Annotated in this window: 20 protein-coding genes; 8 read left to right on the plus strand and 12 right to left on the minus strand. The window is 59.9% G+C overall.

Annotated features, from left to right (window positions below; genetic code table 11):
- Position 1: 1 nt before the first annotated feature.
- Positions 2-691 (minus strand): response regulator, encoded by a 690-nt coding sequence (locus tag L6D74_RS05675; protein WP_236184342.1) that lies wholly within the window; start codon positions 689-691, stop codon positions 2-4.
- Positions 692-788: 97 nt separating this feature from the next.
- On the opposite strand from L6D74_RS05675, the gene L6D74_RS05680 reads away from it, so the two are divergent.
- Genes L6D74_RS05680 through L6D74_RS05695 form a run of 4 tightly spaced genes read left to right on the plus strand, consistent with a single transcriptional unit; the run spans position 789 to position 7,252 of the window.
- The gene (locus L6D74_RS05680) at positions 789-2,270 is read left to right on the plus strand and encodes an efflux transporter outer membrane subunit (protein WP_236184823.1); all 1,482 of its coding nucleotides are present in this window, start codon (positions 789-791) and stop codon (positions 2,268-2,270) included.
- Positions 2,267-3,079: a MipA/OmpV family protein gene (locus L6D74_RS05685; protein ID WP_236188135.1), complete on the plus strand. Its 813-nt coding sequence runs from the start codon at positions 2,267-2,269 to the stop codon at positions 3,077-3,079. The genes L6D74_RS05680 and L6D74_RS05685 overlap by 4 nt, the downstream gene beginning before the upstream one ends.
- A 16-nt stretch (positions 3,080-3,095) precedes the next feature.
- Positions 3,096-4,214, plus strand: coding sequence for an efflux RND transporter periplasmic adaptor subunit (locus L6D74_RS05690; protein WP_236184344.1), 1,119 nt, complete (start codon positions 3,096-3,098; stop codon positions 4,212-4,214).
- The gene (locus L6D74_RS05695; protein WP_236184346.1) at positions 4,211-7,252 is read left to right on the plus strand and encodes an efflux RND transporter permease subunit; all 3,042 of its coding nucleotides are present in this window, start codon (positions 4,211-4,213) and stop codon (positions 7,250-7,252) included. The genes L6D74_RS05690 and L6D74_RS05695 overlap by 4 nt, the downstream gene beginning before the upstream one ends.
- 30 nt (positions 7,253-7,282) lie before the next feature.
- Here the strand turns inward: L6D74_RS05695 and L6D74_RS30075 are convergent, their stop codons facing one another.
- The 4 genes from L6D74_RS30075 to L6D74_RS05710 are packed head-to-tail and all read right to left on the minus strand — an operon-like array spanning position 7,283 to position 9,716.
- Entirely contained in the window at positions 7,283-7,423 is a 141-nt protein-coding gene (locus L6D74_RS30075) for an Mpo1-like protein (RefSeq protein WP_350404772.1), read from the minus strand.
- Positions 7,424-7,433: 10 nt separating this feature from the next.
- Positions 7,434-8,303: an SDR family NAD(P)-dependent oxidoreductase gene (locus L6D74_RS05700; protein ID WP_236184348.1), complete on the minus strand. Its 870-nt coding sequence runs from the start codon at positions 8,301-8,303 to the stop codon at positions 7,434-7,436.
- On the minus strand, positions 8,293-9,048 hold the full coding sequence (locus tag L6D74_RS05705) for an NAD(P)/FAD-dependent oxidoreductase (RefSeq protein WP_236184350.1): 756 nt from the start codon (positions 9,046-9,048) through the stop codon (positions 8,293-8,295). Before L6D74_RS05705 ends, L6D74_RS05700 begins: the two co-directional genes overlap by 11 nt.
- 38 nt (positions 9,049-9,086) lie before the next feature.
- On the minus strand, positions 9,087-9,716 hold the full coding sequence (locus L6D74_RS05710; protein WP_236188137.1) for a flavin-containing monooxygenase: 630 nt from the start codon (positions 9,714-9,716) through the stop codon (positions 9,087-9,089).
- A gap of 222 nt (positions 9,717-9,938) precedes the next feature.
- On the opposite strand from L6D74_RS05710, the gene L6D74_RS05715 reads away from it, so the two are divergent.
- The gene (locus tag L6D74_RS05715; RefSeq protein ID WP_236184353.1) at positions 9,939-10,985 is read left to right on the plus strand and encodes an AraC family transcriptional regulator; all 1,047 of its coding nucleotides are present in this window, start codon (positions 9,939-9,941) and stop codon (positions 10,983-10,985) included.
- A 9-nt stretch (positions 10,986-10,994) separates the two neighbouring features.
- Here the strand turns inward: L6D74_RS05715 and L6D74_RS05720 are convergent, their stop codons facing one another.
- From L6D74_RS05720 to L6D74_RS05750, 7 genes are read right to left on the minus strand one after another with little or no spacing between them, the layout of a single operon-like run.
- On the minus strand, positions 10,995-12,971 hold the full coding sequence (locus L6D74_RS05720; protein WP_236188139.1) for an SDR family NAD(P)-dependent oxidoreductase: 1,977 nt from the start codon (positions 12,969-12,971) through the stop codon (positions 10,995-10,997).
- Between the two features lie 24 nt (positions 12,972-12,995).
- Positions 12,996-13,616 (minus strand): class II aldolase/adducin head domain-containing protein, encoded by a 621-nt coding sequence (locus tag L6D74_RS05725; protein ID WP_236184363.1) that lies wholly within the window; start codon positions 13,614-13,616, stop codon positions 12,996-12,998.
- A 10-nt stretch (positions 13,617-13,626) separates the two neighbouring features.
- Positions 13,627-15,108 carry an aspartate aminotransferase family protein gene (locus tag L6D74_RS05730; RefSeq protein ID WP_236184365.1) on the minus strand — a complete coding sequence of 494 codons (1,482 nt, stop codon included), beginning with the start codon at positions 15,106-15,108 and terminating at the stop codon, positions 13,627-13,629.
- Entirely contained in the window at positions 15,105-15,782 is a 678-nt protein-coding gene (locus L6D74_RS05735; protein ID WP_236178698.1) for a class II aldolase/adducin family protein, read from the minus strand. Before L6D74_RS05735 ends, L6D74_RS05730 begins: the two co-directional genes overlap by 4 nt.
- Positions 15,779-17,407: a xylulokinase gene (locus L6D74_RS05740; RefSeq protein ID WP_236188141.1), complete on the minus strand. Its 1,629-nt coding sequence runs from the start codon at positions 17,405-17,407 to the stop codon at positions 15,779-15,781. Before L6D74_RS05740 ends, L6D74_RS05735 begins: the two co-directional genes overlap by 4 nt.
- Before the next feature lie 10 nt (positions 17,408-17,417).
- Entirely contained in the window at positions 17,418-18,299 is an 882-nt protein-coding gene (locus L6D74_RS05745; protein ID WP_236188143.1) for a TorF family putative porin, read from the minus strand.
- 27 nt (positions 18,300-18,326) lie between these two features.
- Positions 18,327-18,752, minus strand: coding sequence for a DUF2147 domain-containing protein (locus L6D74_RS05750; RefSeq protein WP_150689072.1), 426 nt, complete (start codon positions 18,750-18,752; stop codon positions 18,327-18,329).
- Positions 18,753-18,914: 162 nt separating this feature from the next.
- Between L6D74_RS05750 and L6D74_RS05755 the strand changes: the two genes are divergently transcribed.
- From L6D74_RS05755 to L6D74_RS05765, 3 genes are all read left to right on the plus strand, one after another.
- A complete protein-coding gene (locus tag L6D74_RS05755; protein WP_236188145.1) occupies positions 18,915-19,589 on the plus strand; it encodes a TetR/AcrR family transcriptional regulator in 675 nt (224 codons plus the stop codon).
- Positions 19,590-19,725: 136 nt separating this feature from the next.
- Positions 19,726-20,946: an amino acid deaminase/aldolase gene (locus tag L6D74_RS05760; RefSeq protein ID WP_236188146.1), complete on the plus strand. Its 1,221-nt coding sequence runs from the start codon at positions 19,726-19,728 to the stop codon at positions 20,944-20,946.
- Between the two features lie 54 nt (positions 20,947-21,000).
- A complete protein-coding gene (locus tag L6D74_RS05765) occupies positions 21,001-22,437 on the plus strand; it encodes a coniferyl aldehyde dehydrogenase (protein WP_236188147.1) in 1,437 nt (478 codons plus the stop codon).
- Positions 22,438-22,442 lie beyond the last annotated feature (5 nt).

Raw genomic sequence — 22,442 nt, forward strand, 5'->3', positions numbered from 1 at the left:
CTTACCGGAACCGATAGCCAATGGAGCGCACTGTCACCAACACCCCGGCGATGCCATGGGTTTCGAGCTTGCGCCGAAGGTTATGCACGTGGGCGTCGACGACGCGGGCCAGGGCTTCGCTTTCCGGCAGGCAGATTTCCAGCAACTCATCGCGTGTGAAGGCCTTGGAGGGAGTCTTGAGCAACGTGACCAGCAGCTTGAATTCAGTCGGCGTGAGGTCCAGCAACTGCGATGGCATACCACAGTGCTCAATGGCCGCAGTAAAAGCGGCAAGGTCCACCCGCAGGTTCTCATGGCGCAGCAGTTGTTCTACCGGCTGGCTGCCCGCGGTACGCCGCAACACCGCATGCACCCGCGCTACCACCTCTCGCGGGCTGTAGGGCTTGACCACATAGTCGTCCGCGCCATAACGCAAAGCGCCGAGCTTTTCCGGTTCGTCGCCCATGGCCGTGACCATGATCACCGGCGTGTCACTGCTGCGACGCACGGCGGACAGCACCTCAGTGCCACTCAAGCGCGGCAGCATCACGTCGAGCAATATCAGATCGGGGCACCAACTTTCGTGCAGGTCCAACCCGCGTCGGCCGTCTTCCGCCAAGGCCACCTCAAAGCCATCCCGGCGCAGATAGGCCTCCAGAATATTGGCGCTGTCAGCGTCGTCTTCGACGATAAGGATACGTTTTCCTGACACAAAGAAGCCCCTTGATGAAACCTTGATAATTCACGAACGGTTTATTGAAAGTCCACTGCCAGTATTGCCTTACGCCAAACTTTCGCGAACCGATCCTATGCCGACAAGTGCACCGCTGTCCAAGCCTATCAAACTGCCTGAACGCCTCGGCGCGGTTTTGCTGCTGGTCGGCATGCTGGCCGGCTGTTCGCTGGCTCCGGCGTACCAGACGCCAGCGCTGCCGGTGCCAGACAACCTGCAAGGCGCACCCACTACCGGCGTGCCTTCGACCATGACCCACGAAGTAGAAAAGCTTTCCGAGGAAGAAAAACAGCTGCTGGCCGGGCTGGATTCATCGGCGCAGTTACCCCAGTTGGTTGATCAGGCCCTGAACTACAATCGCGACCTGCGCCTGGCGTTATTGCGTGTCGAACAGGCTCGTGCCCAGTACGGCATTTCCCGCGCCGACCGCTGGCCCACGACGGCACTAGGGCTGCAACGCAACCGCCAGCACTTGCACGACAAGGCTGCCGACGAGCGTTATGGGCAGGACATCGCAGTGGCCTCCTTGGGGGTATCGGACTTCGAGCTGGATTTTTTCGGCAGGGTCCGCAGCCTGGCCGACGCTGCGCAGCATGACTACCTGGCGACGCGCTACGGCGCCCTGGCCACGCGCAAGGCGCTGATCGTCGAAGTAGCCCGACTGTATTTGCAGGAGCGCTTGCAAGCAGGCGTGCAGGCCGACACGCAGTCCATTTCCGACAACCAAAACCAGCTGCTTAGCATGCTCGTCGGCCAGCAAAAGGAAGGCCTGGTAGCCCAGGACACCGTCGACACCCAACACATCGAGGTTCGTCGCGCCACCCAGCAATTGCAGGATGCAAGCGCTGACCACGAGCGCGCATTGCAGGCGCTGTCGTGGGTCACCGGTTATCAGGCCGCCCCTTCGACAGAGACGGCGCAAATCTCCGTCATCTACCTGGAAACCCCATCATGGCTGGTCGAACTGTCCTCACAGCGACTGTTGCAGCGGTTCGATGTGCGCCAATGCGAAGAGGCCCTGCGCGCAGCGAATGCCAACATCGGTGCCGCGCGTGCAGCGTTCTTTCCCTCGATCACCTTGAGCACCGGTGCCGGCATCGCCAGCCCGCACTTGAGCAGCTTGTTTTCATCCGGCAGCGGCGCGTGGCTGTTCACGCCGCAACTGAACCTGCCGCTGTTCGACGGTGGCCGCAACCAGGCCAACCTGGACCTGGCCACAGCTCGCCGCCAATCAGCCGTCGCCCAATACGAAAAGACCGTACAGGACGCCTTCCGCGAAATCGCCGACCTGTTGAGCCAACGCCAACGAGCCTTGGCCAACGCCACCACGCAAATCGATCTGGAGGCGTTTACGGCACTGAAGGCCAAGCGCCTCGACCAACAGATTACCGCCGGTGCGGCCGCGCGCTCGGAACACCTGGCCGCTGCAATTCGCCTGGCCGAATCCGCCATAGAGGTACGCAAGGCGGCCCACCAGTTGCTATTCAACCGCCTGGCGCTATATCGCGCGCTGTCCGGCGCACCGCTGTTTTCCTCCGCAGAAAGGGTTTCACCATGAACTTGACCACTCCCCCTACCCTCCACGTGCTGTGGAGCGCCGCCCTGCTAACCTGCAGCACACTCATGAGCAACGTCCAGGCGGCCGATGCCACTCCGGCAGCCGACAAAACCACGGCTACCCTCGGGCTTGGCATGGGCGTCACGCCTCGCTACATGGGCGCCGACCGTTACCGCGCACTCGTGTTGCCGATGTTCAGTCTCCAGCACGGGGTACTGTTTGCCGACACCACCCGTGGCGTGGGCCTGCAATTTCAATCCGACAGCGGTTTCGGCGCCAGCATGGCGATCAACTACGACCTGGGCCGCAAGGAAAAGGACAACACCACACGCCCGGGCGGACGCGAGTTGAATGGCCTGGGTGATATCAACGGCGCAACCGTCGCCGACTTCACCCTCAGCCAGCAACTGTTCGACTGGCTGTCGGTCAGCGGCGAAGCCGAACTGCGCATGGCCGGCGAGCATCGCGGCAACCGCTACCGATTCGGCCTGGAAGGCATCCTGTTCCACTCTGACAGCGATACCCTGGCCCTGGACGTCGACGCCCATGCTGGTGATGGCCGCTACAACCAGACCTTCTTCGGCGTCACCCAGGCACAGAGCCAACGCTCGCTCTACGGGCGATATGACGCCGACGCCGGGATCTATGCCTACTCCGCCGCCTTGAACTGGCAACACACCCTGGACGCGCACTGGTCGACGCTGGTAAGCCTCACGCTGACCCATTACGCCGACCAGGCCCGCAAGAGCCCGTTGGTCATGCGTAATAATGCAGGCCTTGGCATGTTCGCAATCAACTACACCTTCTAATATCGAGGTCCCAGGCATGCGTGGTTTTCCTCAGCTGTTTTATCCCTGGGCCCGTCCCCTGCTGCTCGGCCTTGCCTGCCTGATTGTGGCGGCTTGCTCGCGCGAGGAACCGCCGCCGGAGCCGGCCGTTAGATCGGTGAAAGTCGCCAGCGTGCACGCCGCGGAGGCCGACGGCGCGATCTTGAGCGGTGTCGTACGGCAACGCGAGCGTGCCGCGCTGGCCTTCGAAGGTGCGGGCCGCCTGGTAGCGTTGAACGTTGACGTTGGCGATGCAGTGAAACAAGGCCAGGTGCTGGCGAGTCTGGACACGGCGGCCGTCAGGTTACGCTTGAAACAGGCGCAGGCCAGCTTGTTCGCCAGCGTGGCGCAGACCGCCGAACGCAAGCTCAACAAGGTCCGCCAGCAACAGCTGTATACCCAGGGCAGCGTCGCCGCCAGCGCCGTGGAGCAAGCCGAAGCGGCGTGGCAGGCGGCCGTTGCGCAGCAGGCCACCGATGAAGCGGCGCTGGACCTGGTGCGACGCGATCAGCGCCAGGGCCAACTCATTGCGCCGTTTAACGGTCGCGTCGTGGCAAGACCCGCGCAGTTGTACAGCGAGCTGTCTCCCGGCCAAGTCGTGATGGAGCTGGAGGCCGTCGGCGCGTTGCAAGTTATCGTGCAAGTGCCGGTGGAACAGGCCACCGCCCTCAAACCTGGGGACCACGCCGTTGCCGTCGACCCGGCCGCGCCCGCCTCTATCCTGCCGATGGTATTGGAAGGTCTGTCGATGCGCGCGCAGAACGGCTTGCTGCAAAGTGCGCGCTTTCGCCTGATCGCCAACGAACTCGCGCTGCCCAGCGGCGTGAACCTCAACGTGAGGCTGGCACGCACTGCCCCGCTCTCGCTGTCTATCCCGACGCAGGCCCTGCGCATGGGTGGCGACGCCAACCAGGTACAGGTGTTCGTCTATGACCCGGCCCAGGGCAAAGTCGCCCTGCGTGATATCACCATTGGCCTGATCGACCAGGGCCGCGTCGCCATCGATAAAGGTCTCAAAGATGGCGAACAAGTCGTGGTCACCGGCGTCGCGTTTCTCAACGACGGCCAGCCCGTCAACCTGCTTCAGTCCTCCAGCCGTTTGAGCGCGACCGAATGATCAATCTGACCCGTCACGCATTGGGTGCGAGCCGCCTGACATTATTCACCGCCCTGTTGATCCTGCTTGCAGGCGTGGCAACGTTCCTGAACTTCCCGACCCAGGAAGAGCCCTCGGTGACCATCCGCGACGCACTGGTGAGTATCCAGTTCCCCGGGTTGCCCAGCGAACGCGTCGAAGAACTGCTGGCCCGCCCCACGGAAGAAAAGCTGCGCGAGCTGTCGCAGATCAAAAACATCGTGACCACCATCCACCCCGGCAGCGTGGTGATCCAGGTGACGGCTCGCGACGAAATCAAGGACCTGGGGGTGCTGTGGCAACAAGTACGCAATAAAGCCGCCGAGGCAGGTGCGAACTTTCCAACGGGCACCCAGGGCCCATTTGTCGATGACAATTTCGGGCGTGTCGCTGTCGCCTCCATTGCCGTCACCGCGCCCGGCTACAGCATGAGCGAGATGCGTGGACCGTTGAAGCGCCTGCGCGACCAATTGGGCGGGTTACCCGGCATTGGCCAGGTCACCTTGCACGGTATCCAAGACCAACAACTATCGATCGATTTCAACCCGCAGCGCCTGGCTGGCATGGGTTTGTCCCCGCAACAGTTGTTCCAGCAATTGCAGCAGCAGAATGTGTTGGCGCCTGGCGGCATCGCCAACATCGGCGGGCAGATCACGACCCTCACCGTGACCGGCGAACTGCTCAGCGTGGATCAACTGCGCGAATTGCCGATTACCACCGGCGCCGCGCAAACCATTGCGCTAGGCGCCATAGCGCAGGTTTCGGTGATGGCTACCGACCCGCCACAGACCGCCGCGGTGTACCAGGGCCAGGACGCCGTGGTGCTGGCTGTGTCCATGGCGGCCGGGCAGAACATTCATCAGTTCGGCGCAGCCCTGCGCGCTCGTTTGGCGCAGTTGGAAAAGCAACTCCCACTGGGCTTTGCCGCGCATGTGGTGACGTTCCAAGCCGATGTGGTCGATCAGCAAATGGCCAAGATGAAGCATGTGATGATCGAGACAGTCGTCATCGTCATGGCCGTGGTGATGCTGTTTCTGGGCTGGCGCACCGGGCTGGTGGTAGGCGCCATCGTGCCGCTGACCATTCTGGGTACGTTGATCGCCATGCGCATGCTGGGGGTGGAGTTGCAAACGGTATCGATCGCCGCGATCATCCTCGCGCTCGGCTTGCTGGTGGACAACGGTATTGTGATCGCCGAGGACATTGAACGCCGGTTGCAGGCCGGTGAAGAACGGCGCCAGGCCTGCGAAGAGGCAGGACGCACCCTGGCGATTCCGTTGTTGACCTCATCACTGGTGATTGTGCTGGCGTTCTCGCCGTTCTTTCTGGGCCAGACCAGCACCAATGAATACCTGCGCTCATTGGCCATCGTGCTGGCGCTCACCCTGCTCGGCTCCTGGTTATTGAGCATCACGGTTACGCCATTGTTGTGCCTGTATTTCGCCAAGGCTGCGCGTCACGCGGCGTCGGAGGGTAACTACGACAGCGGTTTTTACCGTGGCTATCGGGCCGTCATCTGCCGTGTGCTGCAGCACAAGGCGCTGTTTCTGATTGCCATGCTGGTGTTGCTGGGCGCCGCCGTGTTCGAACTGATGCGCGTGCCCTATGACTTCCTGCCTCAGTCGGACCGCTTGCAGTTTCAGGTGCCCATCACCCTGGAGCCCGGCAGCGGCTCGCGCAAAACCTTGCAAAAGGTGCATGAGATCAGCCTGTGGCTGAGCAGGGAACCGCAGGTGGTCGACAGCATCGGCTACGTGGGTGATGGCGGGCCGCGCATCGTGCTGGGCCTCAACCCGCCCTTGCCGGCACCGGAAACCGCGTACTTCACGGTCAGCGTCAAGGCTGGTACGGATATCGACGCGGTCATCGCCAATATGCGTCGCTACCTGCTCAAAGAACACCCTGAACTGCGCGCCGAGCCGAAACGGTTTTCCCTGGGCACCACCGAGGCCGGTGTCGTCATCTATCGCGTGCTGGGTCCGGACGAGAACGTATTACGCACCCTGGCCGGCCAGATCGAGCAGGCCTTACGTAACGTGCCTGGCACACTGGATGTGCACAATGACTGGAGCACGCGACTGGCGCGTTATACCGTCGAGGTCGATCAGCACAGTGCTCGCCGTGCCGGTGTAGACACCCAAGCGATTGCCCAGGCGTTGCAACTACACTTCGGCGGCATCCAGATCTCGTCGTTGCAGGACAACGAAACACGCGTCCCTCTGGTGGTGCGCGAACCCGCCACGGCCAACCATGACTCGCCCGATCTGCGCGGCATTCTGGTCTACCCGGCCGACGGCTCGACCCCGCTGCCGCTGACGGCCATCGCGAACATCGTCGCGTCCAGCGAACCCTCCACACTGGTGCGCCGCAATCAGGAGCGCTGCATCACCGTGGTCGGGCACAACCCTTCATTGACGGCGACCTCCATCGTCGAACAGCTGGCCCCGCAGGTGGCCGCACTGGCCTTACCGCCGGGCTACCGCGTTGAGCTGGGGGGCGAAATCGAAGACTCGGCAGACGCCAACCAGGCGCTGTTGCAATACCTGCCCCACGCGCTGATCGCCATGCTGCTGTTGTTCGTCTGGCAATTCAATTCGTTGCGCAAGGTGCTGATCGTCATCTCCGCAATCCCCTTTGTATTGATCGGCGTTGCGATCGCGCTGCTGATCACAGGCTACCCGTTCGGCTTCATGGCCACGTTCGGCCTGTTGTCCTTGGCGGGGATTATCGTCAACAACGCCGTGTTGCTGCTGGAACGGATTGAAGCGGAACTCCACTATGGCCTGCCGGTGTACGAAGCGGTGGTGAATGCTGCCGTGAAACGCCTGCGCCCCATCGTCATGACCAAGCTGACCTGCATTATCGGGTTGATCCCGCTGATGCTCTTCGCCGGCCCACTGTGGGAAGGCATGGCGATCACGCTGATGGGTGGCCTGGCGCTGGGCACATTGGTGACCCTTGGGTTGATTCCGGTGCTCTACGTGGTGTTGTTCAATAAAAACCAGAGGGCTTTGCGCTAAGGCAATTCGGGCAGTGCGAGTGAGTGACAGTCATACGCAGGTCACGACCAGCAAGTCGACTGCATTAGGCGACCCGACAAAATGCAGTCGACTTGCTGGCCTATTCAGATGCTCACTCAAATAAGCCCTGAAGAACTCATCGACTGCTTTGTCCTTGCCTACTCTGTTCATTCTCCTCAGGTCATTTCAGACGCCAGCCTTCACCATTTCTGGTTATCAACCCTCGCTGCTCGAGCGATACGACGTAGTTGCGATGGCCCTTTTCGCTCTTGCGCCGGAACAAGGGCAATACGTACGGTAAAACTCCCGGCACAAGCATGACTAAACGCGCAGTCCAGGACTCACTGGGACGAACGAACAGTTCAAGCCGAGGTTTTTCCAGCGCCTTGATGACGGTTTCAGCCACGTCTGCGGGCATTTGGGGCGGGTCCATAAACTGCATCTTGTTGCCATTTTCAATGGCCTCGCGCATCAACATCGGTGTTTCCGTCGCCGACGGATTCACGATGGTGAATTTTACGCCCAAGCGTTTTCCATCCAACCCCAAGCACAGCATGGCGCCACGCAGGCCAAATTTTGTTGCCGAATAAATGCATGTTTCCAGCATGGGAAATAACCCGCCCAAGGAAACAATTGAAATAACCCGTCCGTCACTGGCTTGTTGCAACAAGGGTAGAAACGCCTGACACAGTTCCAAAGGAACCATCATATTGAGCTGGACTTCACGCGCAATCGATACAATTGGCCTGATCTCGAATGGAATATTGCTTAATATCCCGGCGGTATTGACCAGCAGATCGAGGCGACCGATCTCACTACTCACATAGTTTACCAGCCCCCCAAGCGCTTCACGATCAGTAAGGTCGGCCTGATAGGTCAATGCCTGGGGCCCGAGGGCAGTGGCGGCCTCGGCCAGGCGCACCGCATCAATATCTACCAGCACGCATTTGACACCGCGGGCGATCAGCGCCGCCGCGATCGCCCGCCCCAACCCACCGGCGCCTCCCGTAATCAGCGCTGTCCAGCCCGTAAATAACGTATTACTTGCCATGCAGACTCTCCCCCAGCACTTCATGAACCACAGGAGCAGCGCTCTTTGGAAAAGGCTGATCGAGCTTCATGGCTGCATACATATCTTCAGTCAAGCGCGGCCAATGCATGCGTGTGCGAAGCGTCTCCAGGTAAGCAGTGAAGGACCGAGCATCCATATAAACCGCATGCCGGTCCGATTGAACAAACTGAATCCCGCCACTGAGGTCCGGCTCGTCGCTCTGAATCAATTGATCGAATTGGCGCGCGGTGTCGAGCCCATCCAGCTGCGCCCGAAAATACGCAGCCAGGGTGAGCGCCTGGGTATCGAAAAGCTTGAAAGCACTGGAGTTCTGGTCGAGGTAACCGATGGCGCAGAGGTTACGGTGAGTGCGGCTGAACATCGACAGATAAAGCAGGGGCCTGCCATGCTTCCATTCGAAAAACTGCGCAGCGCATTCAGCGCCCCATTTGAATCCTGTGGCACAAAGAATCAAGTCGATTTTTTCGTGTGCACCATCTGAAAAAATGACGAAATCACCCTCCAGCCGGTCGACGTTTTTACGCACCGCAATATTGCCGTGCTGAAGATGATGCAGCAGTTGCGAGTTCACGATCGGGTGCGTCTCGAACAAGCGATGATCAGGCTTTGGCAGGCCCCAGCGGGTCAGGTCGCCCACAAGCAGCTTCAAAAAAAACTTGAAGACGGGCCTGGCCAACCACAGTGGCAGGTGCGGCCCACTTTCACCAAACACATCGGCAGGCACACCAAACACGTGCTTAGGAATGAAATAGTAACCGCGCCTCATGCTGATAAAGGCGCTTTTGCGTGGATGGCGGCTTCGCAGGAAATATCTGCGCCGGAGTTGCCCGCCCCCACCACTAACACGTTCTTACCGTGAAATTCCGAGCCGAATTGAAATGAATTGGAGTGGCGAACTTCCCCGTTAAACTCACCACGCAACGATGGCAGGTTGGGCTTCCAGTTTGTCCCGGTGGCCAACACTATCCAACGGTATCGGCGCGTGGAACCATCACTGAGGCTGACGGACCAGTGTCCATCGGGTTCCTTGTCGATCCGGGTCACCGTTGTACTGAACTGAATAGACTCACGCAGCCCGAAGGCAGCAGCGAAGCTCCTGAGGTAGTGAGCAATTTGACGGTGGGAGGGGTATTCCGGAAGGTCCTTGGGCATTGGAAACCCGACGAAGCCCGATAGATCCCTGGAGGAGATAAAATGCGCCGAGTCGTACATCGGTGTGCCGACATTGGTGATGTCCCAAATCCCTCCTACATCCGAATGCCGCTCAAATTGGTCATAGACGATTTTCTTGGCTTTGAGTGCGCGTGCGGCACTCAGCCCACCCGGCCCGGCACCAATAATGCAGGCGGCGTTTCCACGGTCGATAATCGCTGCGTCTTGTTCTGATTCCATAACGCTTTCCTTGGATATTCAGTTCAGTGTTAAACCGAAATCTAAAGCGAAGCCGGTGCGTTCGATGAGCCTTTCTCGGCCATTTAGGGGACCATGGAGGACAGATAGGCTGCGCACTCAGGAAACCAGCCCGTCATGCCCGCAATAGCAGAAAGGGAGGTGTTAGATTACCGGCTCAAAGCTATCGTCTACAGACTCATTCCGATGGAGAGCGTGTGATCTATGTTAGAGCCCGCAGCCGCTGCCCAGCACTGGACGCAGCATCCCCAGCAGAATGAAACCGTGGTGGTTCCCAACGTCGCGCGGGCCTTGTTCAGCCTGTTGATGGAAAGCGGGCTGTCGACGCAGCGCATTTGCCGCGGGCTAGGCTTCGGTTATGCCGAGCTGCTTGACCTGGACATGCGCTTGTCTTATAGGCAGACCCGGATGCTGATTATTCGAACGCAGCGCGCGATCAATGACCCAGCGTTGGGGCTCGCTACCGGCATGCGTCAGACGCCCGTCTCCTGGGGACTAGCAGGCCTGGCCATGCTGACCTGTAGAACCCTGGGCGAGGCCATTACCTATGGCCTTGAACATCAAGGTGATACCGGTGCGTTACTGGAGCACCGTGCCAGCGTTCACCCCAACGAGTTCATCATTGAGGTCACCCCCAAAGTGTTTGATCTTGAAATTGAGCCCTTCTTGATCGAAGAAGCCTTTTCAAGTGCCGTATCCGTGGTAAGGCGGCTTATCGGGCCAGCCTTCAATCCCCTCAGGGTAGAGTTGGCGTACGCCCGCCCGGATTACGCCCAAGCCTATCGGCGCGAATTTCGTTGCCCGATAAAATTCATGGCCGGGAAAAATCGCTTGATCTGCGAAGCCCATTGGTTGAACGCACGCCTGCCGGATTATGACGACATGGCGTGTGGACCATTGCGGGCGAAATTGGATCAGCTGATGAACAGAGTTGGTTCACGAAATGATTTGATCGAAACCCTCTCCAGTCATATCCGCCTCAACCTCGACGATCCTGAAGCGCTACAGACATTTTCCAAGGCGCTCAACATGAGTGAGCGTACCCTGCGTCGTCGCCTGACGGACCTGGGCGTGACGTACAGCGGGCTGTTGGATCGAGTCAGGCACGAGCGTGCTTGTGACTTACTGCAAAACACCCGTATGTCGATAGCTGACATTGCGCACACTATTGGCTTTAGCGACGCCCGGGGCTTCAGGCGCGCCTTCAAACGCTGGACGGGTGCGTTGCCGAATACGCAGCGCACCACCTGATGTCTGACTTTATGCCGAGGTGTTCTTGAAGGCGATCACGGGTGAAGACGCGCTGCTGTCATTGGCCAGCACCGGCAACTCTCGACGCAATACCCAGAGCGTGATCGGTTTGGGCAGAACTCTGGCCAAACGGATCAGCCACCTCATCGGCCAAGGAAACAAGTAGTCCCAGCGCTGGCTGCGCATCGCGTAGAGCATGTGATCGACGGCTGACGCTTCGGAAATTTCCAGCGGTGCTGGCATGCCATCGTTTGCGGTTTGCGCGGTGGCGACAAAACCTGGATAGAGCGATAGAAAGCGAATACCTCGGTTACCAAACTCAATGCGACAGGTATCGATCAACAGGCGCAGCGCGCCCTTCGCGGCGCTATATGGCCCCTGCAAAGTCACACCCAGGAAGCCCGCCAGGGAATTGGTGTGCACAACAAAGCCATGCCCCTGACGGCTCATTTGCTCAAGCGCCGGGAACAGGTAGTTGACCACCACGTCGTAGTTTGAGCGCATATAAGCCGTGACGTCTGCAGCTTTCATCTCGCGCATATCCAGCGCGGGCGCTCCGCCGGCATTGAGCACGACCACATCCAGACGACCATATAGCTCGACAATTTCATCCACGAGACCGGCCGCAGCATGCGCATCCAGGGCATCGACTGCCGAGACCATGCATTTCCCCCCCTGAAGCGTGATTTCCAGTTGAAGATCATTCAACAGCTCCTTGCGCCGGGCCGTGGCCACTATCCAAGCGCCTTCCTGCGCCAGACGCACCGCCAGCCCGCGCCCCATGCCGGAGGAAGCGCCCACCACCAGCACCACTTTGCGCGCAAAGCTGACGGGCTTACTCGCGGGGCATCGGCGCAGCAAACCCACCAGGGTCAGTGCAATCAGCGAGAACGCGGCACTGACCAGCAACACGTACTCGGCGTTCTCCCCCACTACCCACTGCGACGACATCAAAGGGCCGAAGGCGCACCCCAGTAGTTGCATGCCTGGAACTAGCGCCGCTATCCGCCCCGAGCGATCCAGTTGCAACGCGATACGCACCTGGAACGGCGTCAACATCAACCAGATCAAGCCAAACGCGCCGCACAACACCAGGAATACCTTGACGCCCATATCAGCCGAAAAATACATCCCCAGCGCGATGCCACCCAACAGCAAAGCGGCGACCGCCAACATTGAATAGTCCGAGACTCGACGCACCAGGACAATTCCCAGGCACCCGCCCAGCACTTGCATCAGCAACGTCCCAGAGATAAGCAACTGTGCGCTTTGCGCATCCATTCCCACGTATTTGCTCAATGGCTCTAGGTAAGCCCAGAGCCCACCAATGGCGCTGAGCTGCATAAAAGCCAGCCCCAGCAATAGCACGTGGTTAAGGCCCCAACCGAACTTGGCATTTTCCGCGTGCCCTGCGTGCTGATTCGCCAGTCGAATGGGTTGCCAGCGGACTAAGAGCAACGAAGCGGCCGTCAGCGCTCCCAGAAACACGAAACCGTAAGACGATGTGCTCTGAATCGGCAGCACCCAATATGCCAACACTGCGGCTACCGCCGCCTGGCCAAGTGTCTGCACCACCATGAACACACCCGCCACACGATCAGGCGCAGCCCCCTGGACAATCAGATTTACGGTACCCCATAACAGCAAACCCTCGGCCAACCCGGCCAAACCACGCGTCAATGCCAGTGCGCCATCCCCGGTGGTGTTGGCCGTGACCAGGTCCATACCCGATGCCGCCAGGATGGCGACGACCGTAAGCAGGCGCAGGCTAAACACGGAGCGCAATAAATCGCCCAGGACGACACCCAGCCCCAACGAGAGAATTTCGCCCATTGCAACCAAGCCGACGCCCTCAAGTGACAGGCGGTTTTGCGCCAGCAACTCTCCCAGCAACAAGGGTTGCAGCCCCACCATCAGCACGGCGATCGAGCCCAGCGCCAAGGCGACACTTAGGTGTTTACGGGAAACAGCGGACGACATGTGCATGGCGTTACACCTCTTGAAGGGTTTTCAGTAACCACGGTTTTCGGGCGGAATCTCGCCTCGGGCAAAACATTGCGTCGCGCGTTTTTCATCTTTCATCAGTCGGCCGTTGGCGACGAGCACCACCCACCAGGGCAACAGCGTCATCTTGGCGCCGGACGCTTTGGCGAGGGTGAAGGCCTTGGCGCACTTTTCAAACAGCTGCGCATTCATCGCCATCCGGGTACCGGTGGTACCCAGGATGACGGGCACACCCTTGATCAACACCGCGTTACCACCGCGCTGCAAGGCTGCAGCAATGTCCTGGACTGATGCAGCCGGTCCGTCCATATGACCAATATGTCGAGCTTGCTCATCAAATAAAATCGGCATCACCCCCCCAAAGTCCCCCAGGCTCCGGGCGAAATCACCTCCGCCCAGCAGAACGGCCCCCACATCGGCCCGCGCGTGATAGATCGCATGATGGGTCTGGCTTTCACCCATCACGTGCACCGGCCAGTCGATACAGATGGGGGCCGCATCATCGAGCCGTCCCCACCACATGCGTTCCTTTCCCGGTATGCGCAAGGAAACGCTGCTTCTCGACTCCACCAGGCCGCTCAGCCGTTGCCGAAGTTCCAGCCACTGTTGTCTCAGTAAATCTTGCATCGCGCTCACCTCACACCAATTGAAAAACGGCGTCGAAACGCTCGAGCGCGTCGTCGATGACTTCGTCGGTATCGGCCAGGCTGGTGTAGATCCGACTGCCTGCCAACGTGATCAAACCGTGCGCCGTATAAGCGGCTCCCATTTCCTCCATCATGTGCTTGCGCGACTTGGCTTCATTGCGTGCTCGTAGCAGCTTGAGCGGATTACTGGTGTCCAGCAACAGCACACCCGACGTTTGCAGGTGCACGATCGAGCCCATGTTATAGGCCACGTAGGGCAACCCACGACGGTTGATGATTTCTTCAAGCCCCTTACGCATACGGTCGCCGGCGCGTCCCGCCAGGGCTGGCGCATTCAGCTTGCGCGCCTCGATCAAGGCGTAGTAGCCCGCCACGCAGGACAACGGGTTGGCCGACAACGTGCCACCGACAAAGGCGCGCCGCGCTGAGGTACCGATACCGCCGGCGAGCAGTTGCATGACATCTCTACGCCCACCGATCGCCCCGGCCATGGGGTAACCACCGGTCAAGCATTTGCCCAGCACGGTAATGTCGGGCATCACGTTGAAATAACCTTGCGCGCCACCCAAGCCAGCACGGAAACCGGTGACCACCTCGTCAAAAATCAGCAGTGTGTCGAACTCGTCACAGAGCTTGCGTAATTGGCGGTTGAAGTCCGGGTGCACCGGGCGCGTGCCGCTTTCCGGACCAAAGGGTTCCACCATGATTGCTGCCGTACCGCCGCGCAGTCGATTGATCTGCAAGCGCCGACGCAACGCATCGAGGTTATTCGGCGGGCTCTCCTGGGTGTTGGCCGTGGCGCCCCGAGGAATACCGACCGCCTCCATACGCCCGGTGCCTGGCAAGCGCATGCCATACACCAATTGATCACTCCAGCCGTGATACGCCCCGCCGATCTTGATCACCCATTTCTTGCGGGTGTAGGCACGCGCCAAACGCACTGCGGCCATGACCGCCTCGGTGCCGGAGCCGAGCAGGCGCACCATGTCGACGCCGGGCATCACTTCGCAGACCAACTGCGCCAGCTTCACCTCATACTCATGCAGCAGGCCGGTGACCGGGCCACAGTCGTCGAGAATCCGATTGACCTGTTCACGAATGGCCGGATGGTTGGAGCCCAACAATGTCGGCCCACCGGCTTGCAGGAAATCGATATAGCGGTTGCCATCCACATCGGTCAGGTGCGCGCCCTTCGCCTGGGCGATGGCGAGCGGAAAGGGATGGTTGAACGCAAGGTTATGCTGGACACCCCCCGGTATGAATTTCTTGGCCTCCTCAGCGAGCCGTCTCGAACCCTGGCAGCGCTCGTCGAAATAGCCCATGACTTTGTTCAGCGCCTCACGCTTCAAGGGGCGAATCGGCTGCTTGACCAGCGCATCGAAACGGCGATACAGCGAGTCGACATCAGGCCATTGCGAAACCGCTGAATCTGCTGGTACAGGTAATGTGACGGGATCAAGAGGCTTGTTCATGATGGGGTCTCGGAAGAAGGGTGAGCGTCGACAGCACTGGAACGCATCAGGGCGTCGACCAAGCGCGCCACGGCGGCGGGTGACTGTGCTTTATGACGGGACTTTTCGGTGATTTGGCGCAGCAAGTAGTCACGACAAAACGTCTCGAGATCCTCGAGGCGCGACAGGGTCGTCTCGACATCCGGGCCACAACACAGCACACCATGGTTACGCATCAGGTAAGCGTTGTAATCCCAGCGAATGGCACGGCCGAATTTGCCGGCCAACCAATTGGAGCCGGAGGGTGCGTACCCCACCAGGGGAATGTGTTTGCCCAAAGACTCCCACAGCTGCGGGTCCGTTACATCCAGAGGCTCACCGAGCAAGGTGCAGGCACTGGCCACGGGCTGGTGGGTGTGGATGCTGCACTGCACGTCCGGGCGAGCACGCAGGATTTTTGCATGCAAACCGCTTTCGACCGTTGGCGCGCGGTCACCGGAGAGCTGTGCCAAATCCTTGAGGCGCAGCACGCAGACATCCTCGGGGCGCATGGTGAAATAGTCGGTGGCCGACGGCGTAACAGCGATGTGCTGCGCATCGATGCGCAATGCGAGATTGCCTCCCGTCGCCGCAAAAAAACCGCGGTGGCACAGATGCTGTGAAAGCTCGACGATTTGTTGTTGCACATGACTCATGAGGCAGTCTCCTGTGTGGGGTTCAGGCGTCGATACAGAGGCGCGAGGCGCTTGCGGACCTCCTGGAACGTTGCGAATTGATCGTCATATAGCGCGCGAGTGACCCGGGACGGCTCAAACAGGCGGTGGGGGCGTTTGAGACTCGGAAGGTCGTGAAACTGCAACTTGCCCAACGCCACCGCCGCAATAAATGCAGCCCCGCGGGCGTTGGTCTGGATCGCGTTCTGCGGCTGCTGGATAACGCGCCCGCAGACGTCGGCCATGATCTGGCACCACACCTCGGACTGGGCGCCGCCACCGGTCGCTACGATCACGTCGCTGGGTTGGCCGAGAAAGCGCGCGAACGGTTCGAACATCCAGCGCGTATTGAGCGCGACTCCTTCCATGAAGGCGCGAATGATGTCTTCCCGTGAGTGCTCCAACTTCAGGTTGAACAAGCCGGCGCGCAGGCTCGGATCACTGATTGGCGAGCGTTCGCCACACAGCCACGGCGTGTAGATCAACCCTCTCGAGCCCGGCGGCACCCGTGCCGCGATCCGGTCGAGCAAGGCGTAGACGTCCGGCTGCTGTTCATCACTGAGCAGCTCATCCGGGTGGTACAGCACCTTGTCGCGTAAAAACGAAAGGTTCGCCCCCGCAGCCGACTGCATGGCCATCGCCAGGTAGCGGCCATTAACGGCACTGGGCACCGCAGCAATGTGGTGACGCACGCTGGTTTTTTTGAACGGGACGTGTGCGCCCACCCACGACGAGGTGCCCAGGTACAGGTGCGGGGCAAAGTCACTGACAGTGGCACCAACGGCCACCGCCGAGGTGTCGACGGCGCCCGCTACCACTTGCGTGGTGCGCGCCAGTCCGAGCATTTCGGCAAGCTCCGGGCGCAGCATGCCGATAACATCCGTGGAGCGGACCAGCTCAGGCAGTTTGCCAGCCTCGATTCCCAGCGCCTTGACCAGGCCGTCGTCGTAGCGGATGCGATGGGGGTCGCGGTTGTCGGTGATCCATGCTGTCAGCATCGAGTCGCTGGTGGCGCAGTAGCGACCCGACAGGCGCAGGTTCATGTAGTCGAGCACATTGAGAAACTTGTGGGTTCGCTCGTAGCGCTGCGGCTCGTGATCAAGGATGTAAGCCATGTGCCCGGCGGCATCCATGCCGGACAACGAGGCCACGCCCCCGGTCAGGCGCAACGAACGCCAGAGTTTGAGCGGCCCGTACCCGGCCAGGCTGAACCGCCCTCCTCCCATGCGCTTTTTGACCGCGCCTGCGCCCCGCTTGTCCAGCCACAACATCGCACGCCCAATGGCAACGCCGTCCTGATCCACACACACCGTTCCTTCGCCCTGTGTCGAACAACACACCGCGATCACCTGGCGCCGCCGGACGGGGTCGGCGCTGAGCAGTTCGTTGGCACCGCGCAGAAAGGCATTCCACCAATCCTGCGGTTCCTGCTCGACGCTCAACCCGCTCACATGCAACGGTACACTGTGAAACGCCCACGCCCGAATCTCGCCTTCCAATGAAACCAGCGCGCACTTGCAACCAGAGGTGCCGAGGTCCACCGCGAGGACGAGTTGCTCCAGACCGGTGGCCGCCTGAGGCGTCCGGGATAAGAAAAGCGAAGTCATAAAGGTCTACTCAGAAAGTACGTGAAATCGATGCGACCCAGCGGTTCTCATCCGTGGCGCGTACATGCCCGTTGTCCTCGGCCATATACAGCTCACGCGCCCGTGTCTTTGCGGTCACCCAGTCGAGCCCCCAGTCGAAGCCCCACAAGTGATGGATTAGGCCAACGCCGTAGTCAGCCGCATTGGCTTCGGAGAAATTAACGATTTGCTGATAACCCGCATGCAGCTTCAGCGTGGTGTTCATGCCGAGTGCGTATTTGTAGTCCAGGTCATAGAGCATGCTGCCACGGGAGTTGCGGTCGCCCTTGGCGTAGCATTCCAAGCCCTTGGTGGGATCGTCGCGGAACTGCAACTGGGCCCCGCACACACCGCCGGTGTTGGCACCACGGTAAGTTTTGGACAATACCCGCGCGACTCGACCTTCAAACGCGCCGTAACCGATTTCCAACACGGCGAACTGGCTGTTGTAGTTGGTCGTACGCTCATCGGTGGGCGTGAAGGTGTCGAAGTCAAATTTGTAGGGTGCCTTGAACTGCGCACCGGGGAACATCTCTGCCGCCAAACCCACACCGTAATGCCAAGCCTCCGGATCGCCGAAGCGATAACCGCCCGCGAGCAGGACGCCAAGGCCGTCACCTTCAAGAAACTGCTTTTTGTTGACAGTGGTGAATTCGGCCAGTGCCACCAACCCTGATTCATGGGCGACTTGAATGGTGACTCTGGCACCCGGCCGATTCAACGAGTCCGAGACGCCCCGGGTCCTGACATCGGATACGGCCTTGGCCGTGACATCGATTGCATAGCTGGCCATCTCGTCGGCAAACGCCAAGGAGGGGCTGACGACAGGCCACAGCAAAGCAGCCATCAGATAATGGTGTGTAGTTGCACGCATGAGGCTCTCCCACAAGAAAGGTCGGATTTACAAAGTGCAAACCGGAGTAGGAGGCAGTGAGGCAATGCGCTCGAATTGCTCTGTCTTACCGAGGATCTCGGTACCGACAAAAGCCCGGACATTGAGGTACCCCTCTTTGACCCGAACGACGCCTTTGTATTTTTTATGATCGCGGGGATCAAACACCCAGCCATCGCGCCACGCTTCCTGGTCGAAACGATCCAGTTGCATGATCTGTACGCCGCAATCGCTGGTGGTGGAGGCCACGTCCTTGACCCAGACGACCTTTCCACACAGCGCGCCGGGTTTGTCGGCGCATTCGTCTACCTTGACCACCGCATCCTTTTCCGACGTGAGCCACAGGCCCTTGGCCTCCTGTGGGCCCGCCGCCGCATAACCGCTGGAACAGCACACCAGTGCCAGTGAAAGGAACAGCCATTGCCGCGCGTTCATAGTCGTCACCTGTATTTTTTGTTTTAAGAGACCGTCACACTAACGACGCATCGGTTATGATAGTCATCGCTACACGATAGTTATAACTACCATTAACAACCTCAGCAACATTTTTTTTCATTTTGATAAGCTGATTCTTTAACCTTTTTTTGCTAGGTACCTATGGCCAAGCCCAACACCGCCAGCGCCCGCGCCGCTAACGCCGGGAAAACACAGGAATACAAGAAACCGCCTGCACAGCAGCGCAGCACTGAGACCTACGAGCGGATTCTCGTCGCGACCGCGCAAACCCTGTGTGATGTGGGAATAGAACGTCTGTCCACCAACCTGGTCTGCGAATGTGCCGGGCTGACCCCGCCAGCGCTGTACCGCTACTTTCCGAACAAGTACGCGCTGCTGACGGTATTGGGAGAGCGCCTGCTGGAAAAACAGAACGGGCTGATCGATAACTGGATCACTCCGCAGCTGTTGTCCGGGCCGCCAGAGGCGTTGGAGTTGGCGCTCGCCGATCTGATCCTGGAGACCTATCGGGTCACCGAGGCAACGCTAGGCGGCATGTGGATCCTCAAAGGGCTGCGCGCGGTACCGGCGCTGGAGCATGTGAGGATTGACTCGCACCGAATAGTGTCCGGCGCACAGGCAGAAATCCTCGCGGCCGTGTTTCCCCAGGCGGATCCTCAAGAATTGGCCACTGCTGCCCGTGTGGCGGTGGAGATGATCCACGCGACGATCGAACTGCTGTTTGACGAATCCATGGACCCCAGGAGCGTCTGCGCTATGGTCGCGTCGATGATTGTCAGCCATCTGGATCGGTTGGCACCTGTCACGAGAGCGTGAAGTGGAATGCGAGCATGGCCGGTGAGCACCTGTTGCCCGGCCGGATCGCACCTTCGTCGACACCCACGGGCGCTTTACCCTCTTAACAGCGAGACCACACGCCTCCTTACCTACCGCTGAACTCATTAGGTCCTTCATGCGCCGTGTCGAAACCGCCCCACAGCCACCTGTTCGCGATTATGCCTATTACCATCAGGTACTGGCCGGGGTGCAGTTGCCCGCCGCATTGATTGACCTGGATGCACTGACGATCAACCTTCAGTGCCTGGGCAAACGGGCCGGGCACCTGCCCGTGCGACTAGTGACAAAATCCATACGCTCGGTGGAGATGATTCGCACGATCATGGCAACGGGGTCGTTCATGCAGGGCCTGCTGTGCTACAGCGCCGCTGAGGCCGCCTGGCTGGCTGGCCTGGGTTTCGACGATATCGTAGTGGCTTATCCGACGGTGGATGAGCGCAGCCTGGTCAAAGTCGCCTGCCAATTGCGGCGAGGACGCTCGATCACGCTGATGGTCGACAACCGGACCCAAGTGCAGGCGATCAACGAGATAGCCGTAACCGAAGGTGTGGTTATACCGTTGGCGATCGATCTGGATATGTCGTCTGATTTTCCTGGGCTGTACTTCGGCGTGCACCGCTCTCCGATCAACGACGTGGCGAGTGCGCTCGGACTGGCCGCCGATATCGCCTCGAACCAAGGCGTCATGTTGCAAGGGCTGATGGGTTATGAAGGGCAAATTGCCGGACTGATGGATGCGGTGCCAGGCCAAACCGTCAAGAATAGAATTATCCGGTTTCTCAAAAGCCGCTCCATAGCCGAAGTTAATAAACGCCGGGAACAGGTTGTGCAAGCCTTGCGCAAAGCCGGCCACACCCTGCAGTTTGTGAACGGCGGCGGCACGGGCAGTTTTGAAAGCACCCGCCAGGATCCTTCGGTCACCGAATTGGCAGCCGGCTCCGGCCTGTACGCACCGACCTTGTTTGACCATTACCAAGCCTTTGAGTTGACGCCCGCAGCCGGGTTTGCCTTGCCCGTGACACGCACCCAGGCCCCCGGCGTGATGGTGTGCTCAGGCGGTGGTTACATCGCCTCTGGGCCCGCGGGCAAGGACCGATTGCCCCAGCCCTGGCTACCCAGCGGCTGTCGCTTGATCGACAACGAGGCCGCTGGCGAAGTCCAGACCCCACTGCAACACCCCCTGAGCCAAGCATTAAACCTCGGCGACCCGGTGCTGTTTCGTCACGCCAAGGCGGGCGAGCTGTGTGAGCGTTTCGATGAACTGCTGGTGATCAGCAATGGGCGCGTGGTGGATCGCGTGCCGACTTACCGCGGCGAGGGCAAAAATTTCTTCTGACGACTCGCGCGCGCTCACATCCCCTCTCTGGCATTTTGCCCAAGGATTACCGTCATGAATCAGCCTGTCAGCAGCATGCCCACGTCGCTTGAGCCTGTGCCGTTACTCAATGAACTGTTCACTGCCCAACAAGCCGCCGTGCATGCCCAGGGCGCCCCGACCTACGCGCAGCGCATCGCCGCCTTGAACGCGGTGTTACGCCTGGTCACCGATCATCATGACCAACTGCTGGAAGCGGTGTGTGCGGATTTCGGCAATCGCTCGTTTGCCGAGACCCAACTCAGTGAGCTGATGCCCATCGTCAATGGCATCAAGCATATACGCTCGCACCTCAAAGCCTGGATGCGCCCCAGCAAACGCAAAGTGGGCATAGCCTTCAAGCCCGCCACTGCGCGGGTGATTTATCAACCGCTGGGCGTAGTGGGCATCCTGGCCCCATGGAACTACCCGTTGACGCTGACCCTGGCGCCATTGGTGCAAGCCCTGGCTGCGGGTAATCGCGTGATGATCAAACCGTCCGAACTGACCCCGCGTACGGCGTTGCTGCTGCAACACTTGCTGGCCCAGACCTTTCCTGCCGACCAGGTCACCGTGATCATCGGCGACGCGCAATTGGCCAGCCGCTTCAGCGAACTGCCGTTTGATCACTTGTTGTTTACCGGTTCTACTCAGGTCGGGCGCCTGGTGATGGCGGCCGCGGCGCGCAACCTGACCCCGGTGACCTTGGAGTTGGGAGGCAAATCACCGGTTGTGCTCGCTGCGGATTTTCCACTGAAGAAAGCGGCGCGGATGATCGCCATCGGCAAGCTGTTCAACGCCGGCCAAACCTGCGTCGCACCCGATTATGTGCTGGTGCCGCGGTCTTTGGTCGAGCGCTTTGCCACTGAATGGCTGGCGGCAGCCAAGCAGCTGTACCCCAGCATCGATGGTAATAAAGACTACACCTCGATTATTTCGCGGCGTCATTATGAGCGCCTGCTGAACCTCGTGGATCAGGCGATCGTTGCCGGCGCCAAAGTGTGGCAGAACACTGAGTTCGATCAGACCACCGAGCGCAAAGTCCCACCGACCCTGCTGACCGACGTGCCATTGAGCACCGATATCATGCGCGAGGAAATTTTTGGCCCACTGTTGCCGGTTGTCGCCTACGACACCCTTGATGAGGCGCTGGCGTTTATCAATGCGCGGCCTAAACCGTTGGCGCTGTATTGCTTCTCCAATGATCGGACCTGTATTGAGCAGGTGGTGCAGCAAACCCGCTCAGGCGGTGTAACGATCAATGGCACCATGCTGCATGCCACCCAGGACGACCTGCCCTTCGGCGGCGTCGGTGAAAGTGGCACGGGGGCCTACCATGGCTACGAAGGGTTTGTGCGCCTGTCCCATGCCCGTGGCGTATTCAAGCTGAGCCCCTTCAATATGTCCGACAAAGCCGCGGCGCCGTATGGGCGGTTTACCCGCCTGGTGACCCGCCTGATGCTGGGCAAATAACCGCA

The organism is Pseudomonas pharyngis (assembly GCF_021602345.1).
Taxonomy (GTDB): Bacteria; Pseudomonadota; Gammaproteobacteria; order Pseudomonadales; family Pseudomonadaceae; genus Aquipseudomonas; species Aquipseudomonas pharyngis.